The following is a 22772-nucleotide window of genomic DNA, read 5'->3' as shown; positions in this document are numbered from 1 at the left end:
AGGTGAAGCTTGCAATCACTCCTCCGGCAGCGAGTGCGACCCGTTGCGACAAAGGAGGCACGAGCGATACCTCAGCGATTGGGATGACTCGGAGATATGGCTGAACGTAGCAAGCCATAACTCGGAAGTCGCTGAGAAAAAGCTTCTGTTCAGTGGGTCAACTGAGATAGACGCTAGGCGCGATCAATTTTGAAGTGCAACAGCCTACGTCCTGTAAGGTGCTGCACAAATGGGAACCCACTACTCGCACTTGACCGCGGCTGATCGCATGTCGATCCAGGCCTTACTCCAAGCCAAACTCAGTTGCCGGGCAATTGCCCGGCAACTGAGTTTGAATCACTCGTCCATCAGCAGGGAGATTAGCCGCGGCAAGCTCCATCCTACGGCCCAGGCCAGTGGCTACCAAGCCGGGAGCGCTCATCTGCGCTGCCGCGCCCGGCGTGCGAGCGCCAGTGCCGCTCGACGTAAGCTGGGTGCCGACACGCAGACACCGCTCTGGCGCATGGTGCTCAGCGGGCTGCGTTGTCACTGGTCTCCCGAGCAGATCGCGGGCAAACTACGGGACATGAACTATGCTGCGTCCTCGGCTGAGCCAGCCTTGCCCGAGCAGCCGCTCGCGGTCTCACATGAGACGATCTACTGCGCCATCTACGCTATGCCTCGGGGCACGCTGCGAGCGGAGTTGATCGACCTGCTGCGTAAGAGTCACAAGACGCGCCTGCCTCGCGCTCGTGGCAGCGTGCGCAAGAGCCGTCTGCCCAACATGACCTCCATCGACCTGCGCCCGCCGGAGGTGGCCGCACGCATCGTCCCGGGTCATTGGGAAGGCGACCTCATCAAGGGGGCTATGAACCGCTCTTCGGTCGGTACCCTTGTCGAGCGAACAAGCCGTTATGTCATGCTGGTCAAGCTTGACGGGGGCACCGCGCCAGATGTCCTTGAAGGCTTTCATCGCCGACTCAAAAGCATTCCTGAGAGTTTGCGCAAAACCATGACCTATGATCAGGGCTCAGAGATGGCAATGCACGAAACCCTGAGCAAACGCCTGCATATGAACATCTTCTTCTGCGATGCCCACAGCCCCTGGCAGCGCGGTACCAACGAAAACGCCAACGGCCTGATCCGCGAATTCCTACCCAAAGGTATGGACTTGAGCGACGTCTCGCATCAGGAACTCACTGCCATTGAGCATGCCCTGAACCACCGCCCTCGCAAAATCCTCGGCTTCCAGTCTCCCCACGAAGTCTTCTCTCAACTCAAGCAAGATCTCATTGCTGGTGTTGCACTTCACGCTTGAAACCGCCCTACCGGAAAAGCGAGCGTCCATAAGACTCCGATAAAGTTAATAGACCATCCTCGACTATTTGACACTTTAAAAATGCTCGTCAATGAGGACTGCCACAATTCGCATCGTGGTGATGTCTGGGGCGTGGCTGTTAGGACCGTAAGAACTTTCATTCGCCTCGTAGCATGGATGTTCAGATGCGGTCGATATAAGCTGGAACAGGTTGAACCGAAGCTACTCGAAAAACTAGCTAAGGAACTCGCAAAAAAGGGTTGGTGGGGTGTGCTGGATTACAGCGGTCGCCTGAACGCGCTCATCGAAAGGGCACAACGTGACGGTGATTTTGCTAGGTCTCTTGAAGGGGCACTCCAAACCCGCTTCTTTCATCTCAACATCGATTTTATCCGTTCGCAAGTTCATCTGCCGATTGAGTCAGTATTTATTCCGCGGAACATCGTGACTCAAATTTTCAAGGCCTCGGGTTCGGCAAAGAAGCTTGAGCGGGCCACGCAGGCACCCCATGTAACACAGAACAGCTTGTATGTATCACTTAAATTCTTGAATCGCTGTGCGCTCGTTCCCGGCTTTGACTCATTCAAGACTCGTCCCTTTCCCGCACCCTTAGCCCGTGCGAAATCGCTCTTAGGTAAGGAAGATAAGCGCACTGAAAATTTGAGCATCGATGATGTTGTAACTATCTTCTCCGAGGCGCTCAAATGGACCTACGTCCGAGCAGACGGTGTAATCCAACTGTGCGAAGTTGCTCGGGCCCACTTGGAGTCGGACCATCTTAAGTCGGTTCATCCGAACGTGGCGAGGAGGACCATAACTCGCAGGGTGCACGAGAAGTACAAAGAAATTGCACGAACGTTTGACCTCCCGGAGGGACTCCCCTCCCTCGTTAAGGAGGAGGGATTCAGTCTCCGTACTCTGATTCTGCAACTACAGATTTCTTGCGCAATTTCGGTCCTTTTCAATCATGGACGTCGGCGGGAAGAGGTGATTGGATTTGGGAAATCGTATGGACTATACCGCGGGTGCTTGACGGCCGCAGAAGGTCAAGACAGTGGCTCATATCTGGACATCTATGTGGAGAAAACGCTCCAGTGCTATGTCACGATGTGGGCAAACGAGGTGGTGGAGCGAGCTGTAGATGTCCTTGAGCGACTTGGACAAGTTTTTCGTCCTCTCGGCGCGCCGCTTTTGGAATCGGCTAGCGACGTCCGGTCGGCGCGCAAGGACAAGTTGTTTGTTTTTCGCAACTTCACCTATGCTTCGTTCGAAGGCAAAGCGTCCGAATGGGCGTTCGACCGAGTGGCAAAGTTCTTCTTTTCGAAGTTAAACGTATCAGTTAAAAAAAGCACTGCATCGCATATATACCGCCGGTGCTTCGCCTTGATATACATGTATAGGCATGACCATCCTATTTTAATGGCTCTGAGCCGGCATCTTTGCCATATCACCCTCGAGACGACTCGGGTGTACACAGAGGACGCCAAAGATACGGAAGATGGTCGAAGCGTTGAGTCGCTCTTTCCTCTGGTTGATTTGGAAGATGCGGCATTCGACTCAATTCTCGAGGAGGAGCGCTCAGAATATTTCGAGAAGAAGATTCTTCAGATTCTTAGTGGCGAGAGCGTTGGAGGTCATTTCTCTCGAATCGTCGCGAGAATCGCACGAAGTTTGGAGTCGAGAGCTTCGTTCAAGGAGGCCTCAATGGAGGAAAGGGCGAGGCAGACGCGGGAGGTCGCGGAGGAGGAAGGCTATTCCCCGGTACCGAAGGCGAATACGACTTGTGCAGCGGGCTGCGCGAATAAAACGAAACGCCAAGCGAACTGCTATAGCCCTAACGAAAGTCGAGTATGTCCCGAAAAGGCTAGCGCCGAACTGTGTGCTGGCTGTATTCACGCTATCACCACGCCGAGTCACCGCTCCGCTGTAGAGTTGGAAATCGCCTCTTTGATGGCCGCTGCCGGTGACACGCGTCGTCCATTGAAACTGCAATTAGCAGCACGGGACGCTGCCGATGGACTGAGAGCGGTTCTGGACTCAGAGTTGAAAACTGCGACGGAGATGCAGAAATTTGTCGGTCGCTTGGTAGATACGTGGAAGCCAATTATGTTTCAGGAGAAAACGTATGCCTGAGCTGATTTCTATCGTAGGGAAGCAGCGAGCTGAGGAAACAATCAATAAGAAGATTGACGTCCTTAAACGGTGGGTGCGTGCAATACCTTGGAGAGCGCTTGACGACGGGCAGCCGCTGAGGGACAGAGATGGTGAACTCGTGCTTGAGTACTTTCCGACCAGCATCAGCGCATTCACGACATGGGACGGTAGCCAGAATTCAAAGTTTGTTCGCGAGTCGGAACATCTTGAATTCCGTGGACCGAGTCGGGGTACTCTGGACCAACCGTATCATTCGGCATCGAAGTCGCTCGTCATAAGCCTGTTTGAGACGCTTCTCAAGCGAGCTCAACGTCAACTCTTGCACGCAAATAAGTCCAACCTCATAAGAAGACTACTCAGCGAACGCGCGTGGCAGCGCAGCCTAATTAAGCAGCAGGAAACGGAGATTGCCATCTTGTTGGACGGAATAACTGAGGCGCGTGACGACCTTCAAAGCGAGAAGTCGACTCGGTTGTACAACGAGCAACAACTCCAGGAACGCATCAAGCAGTTAGAGAAGAGGAACGCGGACCTTTCGTCTTCTTTGCACAACGTGACGGGACTTCGAGACGCGAAACTGGAGAAGTCATGACCACAATGTCGAATCGAGACAAGGCTGGCAGAAATGCGAAGCGACTGTCAGAGTGGATTGAGAACACACCATTGGCTGAGTTGCCTCTAAACCAATTTGGAACGGTGAGCCGCCAAAAGGTTTGTAAGATTGTGGGAGTCCCCGCATCTTCTGTAGGCAGCAATGCGGAAATCCGTGCTCTGCTTGATGGTCTTGATTTACGACTTCGCTTGCACTCGCCGGCGCCGAGTCGCTCGCACAAGAGCTTTGTATCGGAGGGCACCCGCGAGGAGAAATGTGACCTTCTTGCTGAGCTTGCAGTGGCGCGTCGCAAGCTATCGAGACTGTCTTACCTGGAGGAATTTGCAACATGGATTCCGGAATGAGGTCCGCTCGGTTGGTAGGCACTGTTAACAAAGTCACAAGTCATGGCCCATTTGGAGGTGCCATTTTCCGGATTAAGGGAGGTGCGTCGGTCGGCGGGGTACGAGTCAAAGCGTCCTTTCGCGTCCTGAGGGATGCGCCTTGGCTCGGTGAGGTAGTCGAAGTGCTCGGAACCTACGAGGAAACGGTCTATGGACTGCAGCTTGTGGCCAACTCGGTATTTCGTGTGTTGCCACAAGGTGAGCAAATCGTTTCGCTAGTTGAATATCATCCGTTCTTCACTGGGATTGGTCGTCTTGCGATTTCCGAGATATGGCGAAGGACAAATACCCGACTTTTCCTGATTCTGGATTCGTACGACTCGGAGGCGCTCATTGCTCACGGGCTGACACGACGGCAATCTGAGACTCTTATCCGTGGGTGGGCACAGTATTGTGAACAGGTTTGGATAGAAGGATGGGCAATACGTAACAACCTGTCGTTCCAAACAGTGCAAAGAGCCTATGAGATGTGGGGACGAGCCTTAGAGAGCAGAGTAGAGAGCGACCCCTACTGCTTGACGCCCTTCGACACTTGGGGGCCCGTCGACCGCATGGCGAGGGATGTGTTCGGAGTCAAACCGAAATCGAAGCGCAGACGCCTCGCAGCATGCGTAAAGGTGCTCAACGATGCTGCTGCACTCGGCTTTTTAAGAGTGAAACGTGAAGACGTAGAGCGTAGAGTTTCCCGCTTGCTTGACGACAATGCTGAGGCAGCATTGGCTATCAGGGAAACCGTAAAGGGTAAGTCGGTTCAGTACTGCATGCCCGTAAGAAATAGCCTTATCCAAGGCCTCGGCGCCGCGATGCTTGAGAAATCCTTTGTCCAGGTTGTAAATAGTCGGCGTCATTTAGTGGGTACCTTTGACAAGGACATTCTGCTCACCGAACTCGGAACCGCGCCCGAGCTCCAGATACTTGCTTGTGAAGATGCGGAGGGAATAACGGCATTACGCCCAGTGGCGGATGGGCGTCATATCCTACATCTGTGTGGGTCGGACAGCATCTCCCGGAGAGTGCGTGTTCCGGAGAGCAGCGCGCGGAGTTCCGTACAGGAGGTGTTAGCGTCGGGAATCGAGGCGCTAGGCTCCTTCCACGTCGCCGTAGTTTACGACGCCTCTCTTCTGAGCTTCACTGTGTTGCATGCTCTCCTGCGTCGTCTCAGCTCGGTTGACCGGATAGTTCTAATTCTATATGCACCATTCGCGGTCGACTCGCATCTTCAAGATAACGTGAGCCTAAAGTTTTTAGGAACCAGTGCCATTCAGTCCGCGAGCACGAGAAAGACTACAGTGAAATGGACCGAAACGACGCTCGACCTCTGCTCTCCGGAAACGCTACGTAGAGCTTTAAATGGAGAGAGTCATATCGTTAGGCTCTACCTCCAAGCGAGCCACCATCAAGAAGGGTATGACATCGCGTGCAGGCAGTTTCGCATGTGTTCTTCGGTCGGCGAAACGCTCTTCATGACCATGACCCGGGGCGCGGCGAACGAGATAAATCGGCAGTTTCACAACGAGAACATTGATGCAAGACAGTACCAGTCTTTGCCGTGTGAACTCGCGGCGCTGTCGCGGCAACAGTTTGCGACAAATGGCGATTTCGTTATCTGGAATGGCAACAACTTCCGTCGCCGGCTTTTACGCGGCGCGCGAGGGCAGGTTCGTGAAGTGTTCAAGCGCGGTCGAGTTGAATTCGATGATGAGGGTGGAGTACATGAACTGGCAATGGTGGTTTGCTTTGATTGCGTTGGCGAAGTCCAGATTCGGAAAAGTGAGCTTTCGTTGCTACGGCTTGGGTATTCAAGCTCGTACAACGAGCCAATTCAACCGCGCGTCGAATTCGTCATTCTCCTTTTGGCCGATAGGCGTTTCCTGGCAGTCAGCGCCGTCACTCTCGCGACTTCATGTTCGGCCTCGGCGACGATAGTAGTAGGCACTAACCAGTTGCTGAAGTCAGCTGGTTGTCTGGGTAAATGGAAAAGTGAGGTCGAAGATGGCACGTACCGGTCGAGACCAGCCTAGCTTAGCAATTGCTCCAACCACGACGGAGGCTTATCTGGTTAAGGTGGTCGGTCTATCGGCGTCGAGAGCTAAGCGAGTCTTCGACCCCAGTATGCGGATGGTTATGTTTCGCGAAGACCGTCGAGTGCCGATTTTTCGGGACTCTAAGCTCCAGCGCATCGACGCGTTTAATCAATACGCCCTCTACAGCGCCCGCAATCTACTTGATAAGAATTCTCCGACTGGCTCCCAGGCATACGACTCCGGTATCGAACAGGTAGCGTATGCTCTCCAGGCACTTTCGCGGTACCTCGCAGCATCAGGGATTGAATGGACCGAGTTCGACGATAACCATTTCGCTGTTTTCCGTGATTGGGTTCTTAGTGAAATCGAGAAGGACCCTCGATGCCGCAACGACTTATCAGCGAAGCGTACAGCGAATTATCGAATGAGGGTTCTTTACGATTTCTACTGGTGGGCACAGGAGGAATGCCGCCTTTGTGAGAAGGTCATAGGAAGCGGACGAGGCTTCCGAATTCGAAGCGTTATTGTTGAAGCGAAGCGGGACGGCACGTTGAAGACCTTTTCGAGCAAGCGTCTTTACCCTAAGTGCTTCTCCCAGGTCGGCGAGGGGTCGCGAACATCACAGAACCAGTATTGGGCGACAGAAGATGACGTTGAGGCGCTGATTGTCTGGTTCCGACAAAATCGAACCCCGGCGGTTGCGGAGAGAAACGTGTTGATGCTGCGCCTTGCGCACTGTACTGGTTGGCGGCGAAATGCGCTTCAAAGCCTCACGGTCGACGATTTTTCCGATAAAGAAATTGCAAAAGCTGCTGCGAGGGGTGAGACGAAAATTTTGATACGTCCCTCAGTTCAGAAGTTTGGCAATGCGTTCAAGAAGCCGATAAGCCTTCTTTGGTGCCGGATGGTCAACGACTACATCACTGGAGGTCGTGAACATCTCCTCGACGATGCAAAAGTGCCAAAAAGGAAAAGATGTGAATTCCTTTTCGTGCGAGTCGACAACGGTGAACCGCTGACCCTCCAGCATATCTCGGAAGAGTTTGGGGAAGCATTTCGAGCGATTGGGTGTGAACGGCGATCAGAATCCGACACCGGATGGCGGCGTCGATCAGAAATGCGAAACGATTCCTGTTCTGCAGAACTGTTCGGTGCTTGTTGTCGACGGCATCGATGGGCGGTATCGGGTGCGTCGAAAGGAGCCCGAAGGGCGAGTGCAGACGCACCCGGCGCGGCTCGTTTCAGGAAGGGGTGACGCAGGGGTCTGGATGCGGTAGAAGAAGGCTTACCGCCGAAGAAACAGGCCCGACACCGGCCTAAACTGCCAGGTCCAATCCGGTGTCGAGCCCAGCACGCGCACGACGGGGTACGGTGCCTGCAAAGTATTGCATGCCCCGTCAGCCCTGTCGATATCGCATCGGCATTGACGGGGATTGCCGATGCCGGCGTCAGGCCGCCTCTTTGTTTGCGCCAGCTGCCGGGCGCAGGTCATTGTTTGCCGCCGTTGTGACCGCGGACAGATTTACTGCGAAGGCGACTGCTCTCGGGCCTCACGCCAGGCCAGCTTGCGCGAGGCCGCTCAGCGCTATCAGCGCAGTCGCCACGGCCGGTTTGCGCACGCCCAACGAATGCGCCGCTATCGCAGCCGCCAGAATAAAGTGACGCATCACGGTTCCGCCGTGCCTGCCGCCGATGCTCTACTGGCACCGACTTCGACGACGTCGGCGGCCAGAGCAGCGGTACCTAACAGCGCCACACCGGTGGCTGAGCATTGCCACTTCTGCCACTGCGTCTGTCCGGGCTTCGTACGCCTCGGGCCACTGCGCCGTCGGGTCTTTCGTGACGTTCGTACTGCTACTCACTGCACAGGAAGTGACCCATGACCATCGGAGTTGAACTCGAAGCGCAGATCCTGCGCTACTACCATGTCGAGAAGTGGCGCTGTGGCACCATCGCGCGCCAGTTACACGTCAACCGCGGCACCGTCCAGCGCGTGCTGGCGCAGGCTGGACTGCCCCGGATTGGCCCAGTGCTGCGGCCCTCGCAGATCGATGCCTATCTGCCGTTCATCCATGAGACTCTGAAGAAGTTTCCGTCACTCACGGCCAGCCGCCTGTATGCGATGGTCTATGAGCGCGGCTACCGCGGCGGTCAGCACCACTTCAGACACCTGGTTTCGCTTCATCGTCCGCGCCCGGTGGCCGAAGCGTACCTTCGGCTTCGCACCTTGCCTGGGGAGCAAGCTCAATGCGACTGGGGGAGCTTCGGCCATCTGCAGATCGGACGTGCGCGCCGACCCCTGATGGCCTTCGTGATGGTGCTGTCGTGGTCCAGGCAGATCTATCTGCACTTCTTCCTCGATGCGCGCATGGACAGCTTCCTGGCTGGTCACGCCGGTGCCTTCGCGGCATGGTCCGGCGTCTCAAGGGTCGTCCTGTACGACAACCTTAAAAGTGCAGTGCTCGAACGTCGGGGCGACGCGATCCGCTTCAACCCGACGCTGCTCGCGTTCGCCGCGCATCATCGCTACGAGCCCCGTCCCGTGGCCGTGTACCGAGGAAATGAGAAGGGTCGCGTCGAAAGGGCTATACGGTTTGTACGCGAGAATTTCTTTGCCGCGCGCAAATTCGTCGACCTTGACGACCTCAATGCCCAGGCCGCCCTCTGGTGCGCTGGACCTGCGGCTGATCGACCGTGCCGGGAAGAGCCCACGATCACCGTGCGTGAGGCCTTCGCCCGCGAACAGCCCAGCCTGCTAGCCTTGCCGGCGAATCCGTACCCGCGCGAGCTACAACTGGCCGTGAAGGTCAACAAGACGCCTTACGTACGTTTCGACCTGAACGACTACACGATCCCACATACGCACGTGCGGCGCACGCCCACGGTACGGGCCGATCCGCACCAGGTACGCATTCTGGACGGCGCCGATCTGCTCGCCACCCATGTGCGAAGTTACGATCGCGGCGCACAGATCGAAATTGCTACACACATCGACACCCTCGTTGCACGCAAACGCGAGGCCCGTCACCATCGCGGCCTCGACCATCTGGCCCAGGCGGCACCGGCCAGCCAGAAGCTGATGCTGCGCGCCGCTGAACGAGGCGGCAACTTGGGCAACATCACAGCCAACCTGCTGCGCCTGCTTGACCGCTATGGCGCCTCCGAACTGCAGGCGGCCATTGAGGAGACTCTCGCCAGTGGTGCTGCACCTCACCCGAATCCGGTACGTCTGGCGCTGGAGCGCCGGCGCGAGGCGCGCAAGCTGCCTCCGCCAGTGGTCATCCCGATGCCGGAACACGTGCGTAAGAAAGACACGCTGGTGACACCCCATCGGCTCGACATTTACGACCAGATCACGGGAGGCACTGATGAGCTCGCCTGATGATCTGCAAAACCGCGCGCACGCCTTGCGCCTGTATGGACTCATAGCACACTGGCCCGATGTGGTGGTCGAGCCGTGGGTCGCGCCATTGCTGCAGTGGGAAGAGGACGAGCGCGGACGCCGTTCTCTGGAGCGACGTATCCGCGATGCCCATCTGGGCAGCTTCAAACCGCTGTGCGACTTCGACTGGGCATGGCCCAAGCGGTGCGATCGCGCCGTTGTCGAAGAGTTGATGGCGCTTGAGTTCGTCAAGGACACCGCGAACGTCGTGCTGATAGGCCCAAACGGCGTCGGCAAATCGACACTGGCGCTCAATCTCGCCTATCAGGCAATCGTGCATGGCCACACGGCCTTGTTCACGACGGCCGGCCAGATGCTCGGTGAACTGGCCGCGCTCGATAGCGATTCGGCCTTGCGCCGCCGACTGAACCGCTATGCCGCGCCCGACGTCCTCGTGATCGACGAGGTCGGTTACCTCTCATACTCGAACCGCCACGCGGATCTGCTGTTCGAACTCGTCAGCAGGAGATACGGGGTTGCATCAACGGTGGTCACGACCAATCGACCGTTTGGCGAATGGCATGAGGTGTTTCCGAACGCGGCTTGCGTCGTCTCCCTTGTTGATCGACTGGTGCATCGTGCGGAAGTCGTCGTGATCGAGGGAGAGTCCTATCGCGTGAAGGAGGCGCGTGAACGCGCTGAGCAACGCACGAAGAAACGTAGTGCGGCAAAGGCCGAGAAGAAGACATCATGACCCGCCTTCACCTGCCTTCCGGAACCACCGGTGGGCTCGACTTCCTGATCCCCGACGACTGGTCCGCCGATCAAGCGCTCGCTGTCGTCGAACTCATCGACGATCTACGCGAGCGAATCTGCATGCACTATCAGGTCCAATTGCATGAACAGCTGCACGAACAACGCGTCCCTCCCGTGAACCCTCACCTGAACGACGTCGACGATCCATTCTGATGACCATTACTCGACAGTAGGCGCCGGTAACGGCCCCTACTTGTTGACGCTCGTACTCAATCTTGCACCGCCGTTTAGTGCCGGATTTACACCGCCGCTAACAATTGGGGCGCCTAAAGGCGCGGGGCTGCATTCGATAAAGCGTCTCTATGGCGACAACAAGGCCGATGAGATTGTTGCCTCATTCCAGAAACGCCGTATCGCTTTGACGTGGGAGAACCTCGCATCGACTATGAGACAGGCGCTCGACCACAAGAGCGATTACGCGTGGGAGTGCTACGTCCGAGCAGTAAAGCGGTTGCAGGGTACGAGCGTTGAGGCCCGCTTGCAGGAGGCTCTTGTCGAGCAGGAAGCGGAGACAGCGATGCTCGAGACAAAACTAATTCAAGTTGAGGTAATGGCAGCGCGAGCGGAGGCCCGGCTCTTGATGCAGTTGGACGCGGCCAAGAGGGAGGCACATTACTGGCGCGCAGTCGCGAAACGCCGTATGGAGCACTAACATCACTTCCTGCTCTTAAACGGAGTATGTGCTTCAAGTTCACCAATGTGCTCGTCCATGGCGGCCGTCTCTTCGTCCAAAAATTCGCTGATGGCATGGGCGAATCGGTCATCAGCAATCCAATGGGCAGACCAGGTCGGAGTCGGCAGCATCCCACGCGACATCTTGTGAACGCCTTGCGCCCCACCTTCGAAGGCGTCCAGCCCGTTCACTATGCAATACTCGATTCCTTGCATGTAGCAAGTCTCGAAGTGGAGGCCTGACACGAACTCTCGGGTACCCCAGTAACGCCCATACATCACGCCGTCATTGATGATGTTAAGAGCACATGCAAGCCGCTCGCCATCGGATTCCGCAAGGACGAGCAGCATAGTATCTGGCATCGCTTGGTGGATGAGGCCGAAGAATTCGCGAGTCAGGTACGGCGGGTTCCAGTGCTCTTTGTAGGTGTTCTCATAGCACGAGTAGAAAAAATCTAGTGCATCTTCGTCAATCTCCAATCCGCGCAGCCACCTGAACGTGACACCTGCCTCCGCGACGTGTCGGCGGTCCTGCTTGACCTTCTTCCGTTTCTGCTGATTCATCGAGGCCAAGAAGGCGTCGAAATCGGCATATCCGTCATTCGTCCAGTGGAATTGAACACCCTCGCGCTGCATGTAGCCGGCGTCGGACATCGCGGCCAAATCTTCTTCTTGTGGAAACAGGACGTGCAATGAGGAAACGTCGATTTGGCGGGCATATTGAATCGCGCCACGGGCGAGCAGCACTCTGTCTTCATGCGTTTTCGCAAGAAGCCGAGGTCCCGTCACCGGCGTGAAAGGAACTGCGCTCAACAGCTTCGGGTAGTAACGCAGACCATGCCGCTGGAAGGCATCTGCCCATGAATGGTCAAAGACATACTCCCCCCTTGAATGGCTTTTAAGGTACAGCGGCATGGCGCCAATCAGGGCGTCTTGTCGGCGCATCAATAAATAGAGAGGCTGCCATCCCGAGCGCTTCGAGGCACATCCCGAGACATGCATAGCAGAGAGATACGCGTGCTGGACGAACGGATTGCTGCCCGCGAGAGCGTTCCAGGCGTCTGCCGGTACATCTTCAATGGAATCAACTACCTGGATTTCGATGCTCGAAGTCACGCTGCGGTGGACCTTTGAAGAGTTTTTCAAGGGGACGACCGGGCGTCCCGAATGAAGCATTCTGCTACAAGTCTTGCTCGACTGCCCGAGACCCCCGCTCAGCACGCCGCGACCGCTATCGACTAGGACAAAACAGTGCCTGTCCAAGCCTTTGACCGACCGGACGCAGCGAGCGTCCGTCGCCCATGGAGATTGACGTCAGTCGGCATTTGGTCGGCCGACCGTCGTATCGCGGAGCGGTGTTTCGAGGAGGTGGGGAGGCTCAGCTCGACAGGTTGCTCGCGCGACGCGGTCGGCAACTGCGCGTCCGTTGCCCCAGCCACAACAAGTTAAGGGCACGAGGTGCTTTGGCGAGTTTAGGGGCGGAGCAGCTCTGATGGGTCTACCCCAAGCCCTTGCGCGAGCCGCTGCAGGTTGTCGAGCGTGATATTGGTCGTTGCGCGTTCAACTTGGCTTACGTACGTCCGGTGGAAACCGCACTCGACGCTGAGTAGTTCCTGGGACATACCTTTTTCCAGGCGCAGTCTTCGGACGTGGTCTGCCACCCTGCGCCGGAGGATGGGGTCGATGTCTTTGCTATCAGTGTCGGTCATGGCCCGGAGGTTGGAGCAACATGACCTTTACGTCTACCTTTTAAACATATACTGTATTTACATATACTGCTCAAACTTCTACTGTTTATATATATACTGTGCAAACGTCTACTGTGCAAACGTAGACAATGCGGTCCTCGCGGGTGTGCACGATTCCGAAGGTGGATGTGCACCACGAAATACTAGTGGACAACCCCGTCACGAGAATGAGGTGAACCTGATGTCACTCCGGAAGCGTTCTCTTGCAGCGGTCGAGCCTGATGTCTCTTTATGGCGCTGGAGAATCTTCGAGAACGATGACGGTTTGAAGCGTCTCGTCGGCTATGACTTCCTTGACCAGGGATGCGTGAGTTCGGCCCTCATTTCATTCAACCAGAAAGCGATGCGCGCGCAGTCGAGCGACGGCCTCACCTATCAACTCGTTGGCAAGCCCGGGGGATTTTGGGAGGTTGTGGACGTATGGGACAGCAGGTTTGACTTCAACGGAGGCGGCGGCATGACTAAGGATGTCACAGAGGAAATGCTCACGAAGTTAGCGGGTCACGACGATGCTTAGCGCCGACCCTGATTGATTGCCAAATGCTAGTAAGGACTGGGGGCAAAGATGGGGCAGCGGTTGCAAAGTGTCATCTGGAGCCTGCACAAGCCACCAACAGACGGAAGTCTGTCAAGTGTTTGCACTCCCGTGAAACGATGCATAACACTTCGCATTGCTTGAGTAAGGGAATGACCATGCCGCCTCGGTCTACGCGTGAGACGAAGAACGACACATCGCTCAATGAAGAATGGATACAACATATTTTACGTCGCGCCGTCGTCGCCGCAATCCTTTGCGACCCGAAAGCCACTGAAACGCTGCTGCAAATCCCTGATGCAGCGCTTGGCCGCATGTTCAAGAATCATCTCTGTGAAGCGATGGGCATAGCCGAGGCGTACGGACTTGACCTATCTGCGCTTCGCGAAGAAGAAGAGAATCTTCGAAAGCGCGTCAAACGTGCATCGAAGGGGACACCCGAACATGAGCCTATACCCGGGGCTAATAAAGCGAACGCTGAGCGCTACCCACTTGTGCTTCAAGGCAAATTGCTTCGAACTCGCGACTTTTGCAACGCCGCCGGCATCACAGAAAAGAAGCTCGATAAGCTTGTCGATTCCGGGCGGATTTTCCGCACCTACTTTGGACCTGAAGCTTACTATCCCGCGTTTGGATATCGTCAACTACGATGTCCGGTTGCGCGACAACTATGATGGCCGGTCGTGTTGCCTCAAGAAGGAATGTTACCCGACCGATTGTTGTCGTTTTGTCTTTTTCCTTCCTCTTATGGTTTGCCGGGCGCGGAGCGCCCGGCCTCTTCGGATTTCAGTTTTCCCCACCTTAAGCTTCAACCGGCGTCTCGGCGGACTTGCGCACGCCGCCCAAGATGAGTTCTCTTACGCGCTCGGCTCGCCACACCTTAACGCGGCGCTGTAGCGTCCGTAACTGTGCTTTGCTTGCATAGACGTCGGGCACCATTGCGGCAAGTCGACTCATCACTGCTCGGGCCGACGCAGAGGGTTCAGCAATTAGCCAGCCTTCAATAACCGGCCATACGTCGGCAAACGGATCGACTCGGGTTCTCCACCAGTGTTTCGCTGCAGGCTGTTTTCGATGAGTGGGCCGTGCTTCCCCGTCCTTCCACGCCACAGACAGGTTTGCGAGGAAGACTGCAACGTCCGATGCGTCCGCAGATACCGTTTCGGCACGCACTCCGTGGGCAGCGAGATCGCTCAATATTTGCTGAGCCGTTCGCATCTCCTGCAGAAGGCGCACAGGATCGAGTTCTTTGAACTGCACCTTCAGTTTCTCCTTGATAGCGGGTTCGATGCTGTCGTGCGCCAGAAGCCGATCGCACGGCGTCGCCGGCGCGAAGTAGACCTTGTGCACGCGTGCGCCATCGCGCGTCTTGGACTTCAGCTTGAACGAGGGTTGGAAGAAGTTAATGTATAGCCGCGATGATGCGTACAGCTGCGCCAAGGCGTTCCTGGCATCGAGGCCACTCAGCCGACCATAGCCCACCAACCGACGCACGATAGAGCCGTTCTTCTGCTCCACCCAAGCTTGATCGTTCTTCTTGTAGGCTCTCGAGCGCGTCTGAACAAGACCACGTCCCTTGCAGTAATCGAAGACGCTCTGGTTCATGAACGCGCTGTCGTTATCCGAGTCCACCCCAAGCATTGCGAATGGCAGATCGGCCGCCGCTTTGTCCAATCCTTCAATGACCAGCATCTGGTTACGCACTCGCATGGCCACGCATTCTGTCCAGCCGGTGGCGATGTCAGTCAACGTGAGCGTGTGAACAAAGTCACCGTCGGTCTTCGGGCCACCGCAGTGTTCGACCATGTCGATTTCAAAGAAGCCGGGTGGCGGATCGCGCCAGTCAGCAAATGTGCGCACCGGGATGCTTCGTCGAATGGCTGCACCCACGCCCTTGCGGCGCTTACGCTGCCCGTCGATGTGCAACCGCGCATCGGCCAACATGCGATCGATGGTCGCCGCGCTGATTTGAAGGAGCTTCGATTTGACAACTGGATCCAGGTCAAGGTGACCATGCCGTTCCATGGCATCAACCAACATTGGAATCAGCGCCTTTAAACGCTTGCCGCAAATCCTATCGGCCGCTTCCCACAACACAATCAATGCTTGGCGCACTGCCTCGTCATAGAGACGATTCCGTGCGGGCGTCCCCTGCGTCGGGGATGCTTTCTCACGCAGCAGCCGTATGGCGTGCTTGCGGTGATACCCAGTCAAAGCTACGAACTCGTCGAGAATCTTGATCCGGTCGCCGAACGCCGCGCTGCTATACCGCAATTGCAATGCTGCAACCAACTCCTTGCGTGTCGTCATGCTGATTTGCCTCGTCACCTCGCGCCGCTCCTGCCGGACAATCCGACCGGTAGCAAACTACATGAGGCAACAGGTCAGCGGAAGTTGCAGTTTTGGTGAGTCAATGCGCCGGTCGACGGGGGTAATTGTCGCTGTCAATTGGCTATAGTTGTCGCTCCGTTGTGGTCGTCTGTGGGTAATTGACGCCGCCGCTCTTTCTGTCTGTCATTGGCGTTGCGGCGCCGATAGCTTTCGACATTCAGTTCGAAGATCGTCGAGTGATGAACGAGGCGGTCTATGGCGGCGACGGTCATACCAGGGTCAGGAAACACGTCATTCCACCCCGAGAATGGTTGATTGGCCGTGATGAGAAGACTTTTTCTTTCATATCTCTCGGCTATCAACTCGAACAGCACGCTGGTTTCGGCCTGGTCCTTCCTGACGTAGGACAGGTCGTCCAGGATAATAAGATCGAAGCGATCGAGTTTGGCGAGCGCCGACGGCAATTGCAGGCTCTTTCGCGCTACCTGAAGCTTCTGCACTAATTCGCTGGTGCGGGTGCACAGGACCCGATAGCCCGCGTCGATTAAGGCGTGTCCGATGGCGCTTCCAAGATGACTTTTGCCCCCGCCAGGCGGCCCAAACAGGAGGATCGTGGCACCTTTCTCGAGCCACGCATCGCCTGTGGCCAGCGCCATGACATGTGCCTTCGATACCATGGGCACGACGCTGAAGTCGAACGTGGCGAGGGTCTTGGTCGGATCCAATTGCGATTCGACGCGATGACGTTCCAGCCTGCGTTTTGCACGTTCAGCCAATTCGTGCTCGAACAATGCGCCCATCAGTTGCGATGCTTGCCAGCCTTCTTTGTCGGACCGTTGGGCGAAGTCAGACCACAGTCGACCGATTGTTGGCAGACGCAATTCGTTGAGCATCAGTCCCATGCTGCCGGTGTCGTACGTCGGTGCGCTCATGCGAGCACCTCTTCGTCAAGCAACGCGTCGTAGATCGAGGCGTCGGGCATCTCGACTAACACAATGGGACATTCGGCCTGGCGCGGAGCAAATTCTGCGAAGAGCGCTTCCAAATCGGGCAGCTCTCCGAGTTCCCGTAACACGTCAAGCCGCTGGGCCAGTTCTGCCTCTACGCCGTAGTTGCCGGCAAGCTCCAGCAGGCCCACGATGACCTTGCACGCGTTGCGCGGGCTCAGTGCTTGATCCAGGCGCTCCCAAGTCCGGCGGTACGCATCGCGTGGAAACAGATCGTCACGAAACACGAGGCCCCTGAAGGCTTGGGGTTTGCGTTTGAGCGACTCAATAAAGTGTCGATAATCAATTCCACGCCCGCGACCTGTGCTCGTACGCCTGACTCGCGCCGTGCTGTGCACGAGCGCTCCCGACAGATAGCAGTCAAGCCGATCGCTGTAGAGTCGTACTTTCAAGCGATGTCCGATTAGGCGTGAGGGCGCGCTGTAGATGCTGCCATCCACCGTAAATGTGCCAGAGCGTGTCACGCGTCCTTCGTCCTCAATGAAGTCGGTCGTACGATGCTCAGGCAGCTCCTTTAGGTATCCGCGCTCCACTTGGAACGCGGCAGCATTACGTCGATTGCGGCGCATCACCACGCTGCGCACAAACTCCTCGTAGGCCGCCCGATCAGCGAAATCGCGATGACCGCGCAGCTCCAGTGCCTGATCGACCGCGTCCTTCAAGTAGCGATGCGATGATTCCACGCTGCCGTTCTCGTGACCTAAGCCACGGTTGTTGCGCGTGCCTTCCATGCCATAGTGCCCAAGCAACGCCGCGTAGCGAACCGTAAAGTCGTCCTTCTCCTGAAGGTTCTTAAAAGCTGCCGACAGACTGTCGGAGCGGTGCTCGCTGGGGCAGCCGCCCGCCTGCCATAAAGCGTTCTGCAATCCTGCTGCCAGTGCCTGGAAACTCTCTCCGCCGTCAACGACGCTGGCGTATTCCCAGCGCGAGAACGCCAGCACAAAGTGATAGAGCAAATGTCCGAACGCAACACCGGCGATCGTTACACCCAGTTTCTCCATGTGCGTGAAGTCCGACAGCCCGCGCACGCCGGGCTGGTAGGTTTGAGGGAAGAACACCTCCTTGCCGGGTCCTTCGAGCGCGCGCCATTGGCTGATATGCCGTTCAAGGGTGCGACGCATGCTGTCGGGGAAACGATCAGCATGGTCTTCTTGCAGCTTGCGCAGAAGGGTGATGGCTTTGAGTTTCGGCGAACAGCGTAACAACGGCACGATTTCGCTGTCCCAAACGTCGGCAAAGGGATTTGTCCGCGTCCGCCAATCGCGTTCTGGCTTCTGCGAGGGCAACTCGGTCGCTTTGGTTACGCGGCGAGCCGTGCGCACGCTCATACCTGCTTTCGCGGCGGCAACTTCCTGTGTGTGGTCTTTGCGCTTGGTCATGTAGAGATGAACCTGTCGATCGGTGATGTGGGTTCCAGACATTGGCGAACTGCTCTTTAGCTGCAGTCGACCATCCTATTCCCCGCCGAATCAGCGCTGCCGGTGGTTCGTCGTCTACGGCGGCTACGCCGCCTTCGACACCTCACCACCGGCCATCATAGTTGTCGCAAAAGCGGACTTCCCAATTGTCGCGCACCACGCGTTCTTCCTAACGCCCATGATTTTCCGTGACGACTTCAGAAAAGTCATACGTCGTCTGGGAAAAATTGACTCATGGACCAAGTTCGACTTCTTCACGACCCCGGCTGAGGCGCTGGAAGGTGCTACGCCACTCCAATGGTTATCAGCCGAAGATGTTAAGTCGGTTGTGAAAGAAGCCGCGACCTTTGCGGAACAATATGCGCGACTGTTCCCGTAAACACGAGACCCCAGGTTCCTACGTCCGCCTGTCATGAAAGAACTCCTGACCTTCGCGCTCAGTAATCCCGCACTTCTGGTCGTGCCGGCAGTCGCGTTTGTACTCAGCTTGGTCATGCTGCACATCAAAAAGAGATACGTGAACGAAGGGAATTTGTTCGGGCGCACGCCTGCGGCGGAGCGCGACCACAGCGCCTTAAAACAGGGAAATGAGATGAACTCGGGTACCGATATTGACCTTGAGATTGCGCTTCGCAAGTTCCATGAATTGGGCTTGGCGGACGGGGACCTGGGATATGCCTATTGGCATGCAGTCGGGCAGCTACTCAAACGAGCGGCTGGCATGCAAGCGCAAATCGACGCGCTCAGCGTTGAGTTGGAACAGTTGCGCGCCACGCGACAGAAAAGGAATTGAAGCCAACGCAACGCTAAGCGGTTGAGAGCTTGCATCGTTCAAACAAGGCGCGGTAGGGATGGTTGTTTTGCGAGGAGGTGAGCCACAATGTCGAAGAACGCAAAGATTTCCCCACCATCCGAAGCTGGCGATTTCATATCTATCGCCGACGCGGCGAAACTGTTATTCGTTTCCCGTCCACACGTTCTGAAGCTGCTCGAGCAAGGAAAACTCAAGCTTCACCACATAGCGGGGAACCACCGATTCGTGGAAAAGGCGTCAGTACTGGCCTATCAGGCCGACCAGCGTGCTGCGGTAAGAGCCTATCAAGCTTCAACAGCGGGCGAAGAATGAGCGAAATGCGCCCCGTTGTGCGCGGACACATATCTAAGTGGACATGAAAGCCGATAAGCATCTCCCCACTGACTTGGTCGCGGTTGGCAGACTTCTTTCGAAGATTTTGCGACATGAACCCGAGATGATTGGCATCCGGCTCGACAGTCAGGGCTGGGTACCTGTCGACGAACTGATACGCGCAATCGAACGCGCTGCGCGTACTGCGGGTGCGTCAAAGCGGTTGAGAACGATGCCAGCAGTTACGCGAGACGTCATTCTGGCGGTCGTCGCGACGAGCGACAAACAGCGCTTCTCACTATCCGCAGACGGCGAGCGAATACGCGCGGCGCAAGGTCACTCGATAGAGGTGAACCTAGGCTATGCCGCAATAGAGCCCCCGGCCATTCTCTATCACGGCACCGCGTGGAGCAACTGGGCGAGTATCACCGTTGAAGGATTGACACCTCGAACCAGGCACGCCGTCCATCTGAGCACGGACATCGACACGGCAACGCAAGTAGGTGCTCGCCACGGGTCACCATTGGTTCTCGTCGTGAACGCTTCGCAGATGTACGTCGATGGGCACCCTTTCTCTCGCTCGGATAACGGCGTTTGGCTTACCGCGGTAGTCCCGCCTATATACCTGTCTCAATTAAAACACGATGAGCGCGGGCAGAAGTGATGACAGCGCGTGCTCAGCGAGACCCAAGACATTCTTCGCAACCGACTTGAAATGAACGAGCAATCGCGTCTTGAAGAGCTGCTATTCAGTAGGTCCGAGCGCCCCTCGGAAGACTTCAGTCGGAGCTGGCAGATGAGGAAATCCCCTAGCTGCAGCATCATCCGCTCGGGACCTACAACGGGCAAGTGGTGCATTTTCGTGACGTCAGCCGATGTCGACTTGGCCTGGACCAAGATTAGGGGCGCAGTGGAGGCCGATGAGCTCTTGTTCGCCAAGGTATCCACGGCTTTGCGGAGTCAGCGGCGTGATGGTCACGTTATTTGCGTATACACACGGGACTGGACAGACAGACAAGACCTCTTGCACATACGTGAAGTGCTGCGGTCGCTGGGCTTTGCGGAGGAACTCGGGTACAAGCGTGACATCGACACGCTGAACCGGAATTACGGCCCCGACGAATGGTACGTTCGTGCTTAGCAGCAGGTGACCGAGCATGGCGACTTGAGATTGCTTGGCAGACGCATACCGGCAACATTTCGTCGCGCCACGCTCTTTTGCACAGAGACGCTTACACCGATGACCTATTCGCAAGACGAAAAGCTGGAGAAAGCGGCTGGTTGGCTGCGCGAAGCAGGCGGTCTGCTCATCACTGCAGGCGCCGGAATGGGCGTCGATTCGGGCCTTCCTGACTTTCGCGGCTGGGAAGGCTTCTGGCGAGCCTACCCTGCGCTTCACCACCACGGCCTCTCGTTCGAGGACATTGCAAACCCCGCAAGGTTTGCGGAGCATCCGGAGCTTGCCTGGGGCTTCTACGGACACCGCCTGAAGCTTTACCGTGAGACCGTCCCGCACGAGGGCTTCGCGATTTTGCGCCGGTGGGCGGACCGCATGCCTGTGGCGCTTTCGTATTCAAGAGCAACGTGGACGGACAGTTCCAAAAGGCCGGATTTCCCGAAAGCCGGGTCCACGAATGCCATGGGTCGATTCATACACTTCAATGCCTGAATGTCTGCACGAACGATACGTGGTTGGCCAAAAAATTTCATTTGGTCGTAATTGAGAAGACGTCCGAGCTGGAAAGCCCAACGCCCCGTTGCCCGCGCTGCATTGCGCTTGCGGGTCCAAATATTTTGATGTTCGGAGACTGGGCGTGGGTTGACGTGCCATATGAAAAGCAAGGGGAACGATTGGCGGCCTGGATTTCATCGGTATCGAAGCAGGTTGTAGTGGAACTTGGCACAGACCAGAATTCGCGAACCGCTGGGTGCTCGTCTAGGACGAGGCGAAAGCGTCCGTGCCGCCGCCTGGCCTGCCACGACCGGCCTGGTTGCTCGACGAGCCCATTCGCCTGATGGTGAAGAACTATCGTCCGTTTTACGGCTCGCCCCTCAAGCTCGTCTCGACGGGCGAGCGCATTAGCCGGATGGCATGACGGCGAACTGGTCACGCGCGACTACTACGTGGCAGAAGCTACGGATAAAAGCTGCTACTGGATTTATCGCAAGCGTCCGAGCGTGAAGTCGGAAGAAGTCCGCTGGTTTCTCCACGGCCTGTTCGGATAATAAGGTGTCGTCGCGGACTTCCCGTCGTCAGTGCTTCCGGACTATGCGGAGCTTTTTGCGTTCACCAACTTCTCGATTCTTCGCGGCCGCCTCGCACGGAGAAGAACTCGTGCTTCTTTGAATGTGCGAAACCGCACACAAGCGGGCGACTATTTCCTTGCGTTCGACTATCCGAAACCTATCATTCGCCCAACAAATCGGCGATATAGGAGGGCGTCATGCAGAACCTCACCTTTTGTATCGTTGCTGCTTTGGCTCTTTCACCTACATTTGTCCAAGCGGAGGAGGAAAGCATTCAGACAGTCGTCCCAGAGGGGGTGTACATCCATAAGTTCAAGGGCCACCCGCCGTGCGGGGTTAGCAAGAGTCCACTTGCCGTGTTAAGTAATCCGGCATTCGTGGCTGCAACGGGCGCCGAATTCGGTCCACATGCGGCAACCGTCGTGGTGATTGCGGCTCAAGCGGACCAAATCTCGGACTCACATGGCGGCGAGCTAGCCAAGTATTGGAATAAAGCCCTCGGGAAAAAGGACGTAGCCTCCTGCTCGGTGGTATGCGTGCGCACACCAAAAGGGGCCAAAGTGAAAACCGTCGAACTGTCTGGCCGTCATGGGAACACATTTTTCAAGCTTCCTGTCAAATACGAAACTGTCGGTACCGGCAAGAAGAAGACCTCGCTCAAATCCGGTGTGTTGTTGCAAGACGGCATGACAGGTGATTACTCCGGCTGGCGTGACGTCATTGTCACGCGAACCGAGGGCAGAACAAACGTATGCGGAACGGCTACCAACTGGCAAGACCACGCTACAGCTACCAAGCTGATGGTCGTACGGTACTGAGGCGCAAAAGAAAAACGACCTTAATTGCGCTACACCATCGAGCCCTTTAGCTTGTTTCCGCGATACATCCTTACCTCCGGCGTCGGGCAACGGCCTGGAGGGCGAAACCCTGCGCGCTGTCGATGCGAAGCCCCGATTGCGCTGGCTGGGCTATGAAATGGTCCGCTAGCTTCGCCGGTACGCACCGCGTGGACCTGGCGC

The 22772-nt window shown here is 56.6% G+C and carries 23 protein-coding genes and 2 pseudogenes; 20 read left to right on the top strand and 5 right to left on the bottom strand.

What is annotated here, in order from left to right:
- Positions 1–229: 229 nt before the first annotated feature.
- From SBC1_RS13235 to SBC1_RS13190, 10 genes are all read left to right on the top strand, one after another.
- Positions 230–1297: an IS30 family transposase gene (locus tag SBC1_RS13235; RefSeq protein ID WP_165988006.1), complete on the top strand. Its 1068-nt coding sequence runs from the start codon at positions 230–232 to the stop codon at positions 1295–1297.
- Positions 1298–1378: 81 nt separating this feature from the next.
- Positions 1379–3430: a hypothetical protein gene (locus tag SBC1_RS13230; RefSeq protein WP_165988005.1), complete on the top strand. Its 2052-nt coding sequence runs from the start codon at positions 1379–1381 to the stop codon at positions 3428–3430.
- A complete protein-coding gene (locus SBC1_RS13225) occupies positions 3423–4043 on the top strand; it encodes a hypothetical protein (RefSeq protein ID WP_165988003.1) in 621 nt (206 codons plus the stop codon). The genes SBC1_RS13230 and SBC1_RS13225 overlap by 8 nt, the downstream gene beginning before the upstream one ends.
- Positions 4040–4408: a hypothetical protein gene (locus SBC1_RS13220; RefSeq protein ID WP_165988001.1), complete on the top strand. Its 369-nt coding sequence runs from the start codon at positions 4040–4042 to the stop codon at positions 4406–4408. Before SBC1_RS13225 ends, SBC1_RS13220 begins: the two co-directional genes overlap by 4 nt.
- Before the next feature lie 161 nt (positions 4409–4569).
- Complete coding sequence (locus SBC1_RS13215) at positions 4570–6468, top strand: hypothetical protein (RefSeq protein ID WP_165987999.1); 1899 nt, start codon at positions 4570–4572, stop codon at positions 6466–6468.
- A gap of 103 nt (positions 6469–6571) precedes the next feature.
- The gene (locus tag SBC1_RS13210) at positions 6572–7726 is read left to right on the top strand and encodes a hypothetical protein (RefSeq protein WP_165987997.1); all 1155 of its coding nucleotides are present in this window, start codon (positions 6572–6574) and stop codon (positions 7724–7726) included.
- Positions 7727–8350: 624 nt separating this feature from the next.
- Positions 8351–9853: an IS21 family transposase gene (gene istA, locus SBC1_RS13205; protein ID WP_165987995.1), complete on the top strand. Its 1503-nt coding sequence runs from the start codon at positions 8351–8353 to the stop codon at positions 9851–9853.
- Complete coding sequence (gene istB, locus SBC1_RS13200) at positions 9840–10607, top strand: IS21-like element helper ATPase IstB (RefSeq protein WP_165987993.1); 768 nt, start codon at positions 9840–9842, stop codon at positions 10605–10607. The genes istA (SBC1_RS13205) and istB (SBC1_RS13200) overlap by 14 nt, the downstream gene beginning before the upstream one ends.
- Complete coding sequence (locus SBC1_RS13195) at positions 10604–10822, top strand: hypothetical protein (protein ID WP_165987991.1); 219 nt, start codon at positions 10604–10606, stop codon at positions 10820–10822. Before istB (SBC1_RS13200) ends, SBC1_RS13195 begins: the two co-directional genes overlap by 4 nt.
- Before the next feature lie 40 nt (positions 10823–10862).
- A complete protein-coding gene (locus SBC1_RS13190) occupies positions 10863–11321 on the top strand; it encodes a hypothetical protein (protein WP_165987989.1) in 459 nt (152 codons plus the stop codon).
- Positions 11322–11323: 2 nt separating this feature from the next.
- Here SBC1_RS13190 and SBC1_RS13185 read toward each other — a convergent pair whose 3' ends face one another.
- Positions 11324–12457 carry a GNAT family N-acetyltransferase gene (locus SBC1_RS13185; RefSeq protein WP_165988851.1) on the bottom strand — a complete coding sequence of 378 codons (1134 nt, stop codon included), beginning with the start codon at positions 12455–12457 and terminating at the stop codon, positions 11324–11326.
- A 356-nt stretch (positions 12458–12813) separates the two neighbouring features.
- On the bottom strand, positions 12814–12963 hold the full coding sequence (locus tag SBC1_RS40570) for a helix-turn-helix domain-containing protein (protein ID WP_371826732.1): 150 nt from the start codon (positions 12961–12963) through the stop codon (positions 12814–12816).
- Between the two features lie 298 nt (positions 12964–13261).
- On the opposite strand from SBC1_RS40570, the gene SBC1_RS13175 reads away from it, so the two are divergent.
- Complete coding sequence (locus SBC1_RS13175; protein WP_165987985.1) at positions 13262–13606, top strand: hypothetical protein; 345 nt, start codon at positions 13262–13264, stop codon at positions 13604–13606.
- A 170-nt stretch (positions 13607–13776) separates the two neighbouring features.
- Positions 13777–14298, top strand: a complete 522-nt coding sequence (locus tag SBC1_RS13170) for a hypothetical protein (RefSeq protein WP_165987983.1) — start codon at positions 13777–13779, stop codon at positions 14296–14298.
- A 127-nt stretch (positions 14299–14425) separates the two neighbouring features.
- Here the strand turns inward: SBC1_RS13170 and SBC1_RS13165 are convergent, their stop codons facing one another.
- From SBC1_RS13165 to istA (SBC1_RS13155), 3 genes are all read right to left on the bottom strand, one after another.
- Positions 14426–15934 (bottom strand): DDE-type integrase/transposase/recombinase, encoded by a 1509-nt coding sequence (locus SBC1_RS13165; RefSeq protein ID WP_165105819.1) that lies wholly within the window; start codon positions 15932–15934, stop codon positions 14426–14428.
- Positions 15935–16068: 134 nt separating this feature from the next.
- Positions 16069–16887, bottom strand: a complete 819-nt coding sequence (gene istB / locus SBC1_RS13160) for an IS21-like element helper ATPase IstB (protein WP_165987981.1) — start codon at positions 16885–16887, stop codon at positions 16069–16071.
- Positions 16884–18341 carry an IS21 family transposase gene (gene istA, locus SBC1_RS13155; RefSeq protein WP_371826754.1) on the bottom strand — a complete coding sequence of 486 codons (1458 nt, stop codon included), beginning with the start codon at positions 18339–18341 and terminating at the stop codon, positions 16884–16886. Before istA (SBC1_RS13155) ends, istB (SBC1_RS13160) begins: the two co-directional genes overlap by 4 nt.
- Positions 18342–18366: 25 nt before the next feature.
- Here istA (SBC1_RS13155) and SBC1_RS13150 point away from each other — a divergent pair, with 25 nt between their 5' ends.
- The 8 genes and pseudogenes from SBC1_RS13150 to SBC1_RS13115 all read left to right on the top strand — a co-directional run bounded on the left by SBC1_RS13150 (position 18367) and on the right by SBC1_RS13115 (position 22571).
- On the top strand, positions 18367–18759 hold the full coding sequence (locus SBC1_RS13150) for a hypothetical protein (protein ID WP_165987978.1): 393 nt from the start codon (positions 18367–18369) through the stop codon (positions 18757–18759).
- 33 nt (positions 18760–18792) lie between these two features.
- Positions 18793–19173, top strand: a complete 381-nt coding sequence (locus tag SBC1_RS39850; RefSeq protein ID WP_243830215.1) for a hypothetical protein — start codon at positions 18793–18795, stop codon at positions 19171–19173.
- Positions 19174–19260: 87 nt separating this feature from the next.
- Entirely contained in the window at positions 19261–19506 is a 246-nt protein-coding gene (locus SBC1_RS13140) for a helix-turn-helix domain-containing protein (protein WP_165987976.1), read from the top strand.
- A 43-nt stretch (positions 19507–19549) separates the two neighbouring features.
- A complete protein-coding gene (locus SBC1_RS13135; protein ID WP_165987974.1) occupies positions 19550–20170 on the top strand; it encodes an RNA 2'-phosphotransferase in 621 nt (206 codons plus the stop codon).
- A gap of 51 nt (positions 20171–20221) precedes the next feature.
- Positions 20222–20647, top strand: a complete 426-nt coding sequence (locus SBC1_RS40565; RefSeq protein ID WP_371826753.1) for a putative phosphothreonine lyase domain-containg protein — start codon at positions 20222–20224, stop codon at positions 20645–20647.
- Between the two features lie 99 nt (positions 20648–20746).
- Positions 20747–21408: pseudogene (locus SBC1_RS13125) on the top strand (NAD-dependent deacetylase); the annotation flags it as partial.
- Positions 21408–21732 (top strand): annotated as a pseudogene (locus SBC1_RS39845) (DNA polymerase Y family protein); the annotation flags it as partial. The pseudogenes SBC1_RS13125 and SBC1_RS39845, both read left to right, overlap by 1 nt.
- A gap of 218 nt (positions 21733–21950) precedes the next feature.
- Positions 21951–22571, top strand: a complete 621-nt coding sequence (locus tag SBC1_RS13115) for a hypothetical protein (RefSeq protein WP_165987970.1) — start codon at positions 21951–21953, stop codon at positions 22569–22571.
- Positions 22572–22772 lie beyond the last annotated feature (201 nt).

Source organism: Caballeronia sp. SBC1 (genome assembly GCF_011493005.1).
Taxonomy (GTDB): domain Bacteria; phylum Pseudomonadota; class Gammaproteobacteria; order Burkholderiales; family Burkholderiaceae; genus Caballeronia.
The sequence above is the reverse complement of the archived record's forward strand: the minus strand, read 5'-3'. Positions and strand labels throughout refer to the sequence as shown.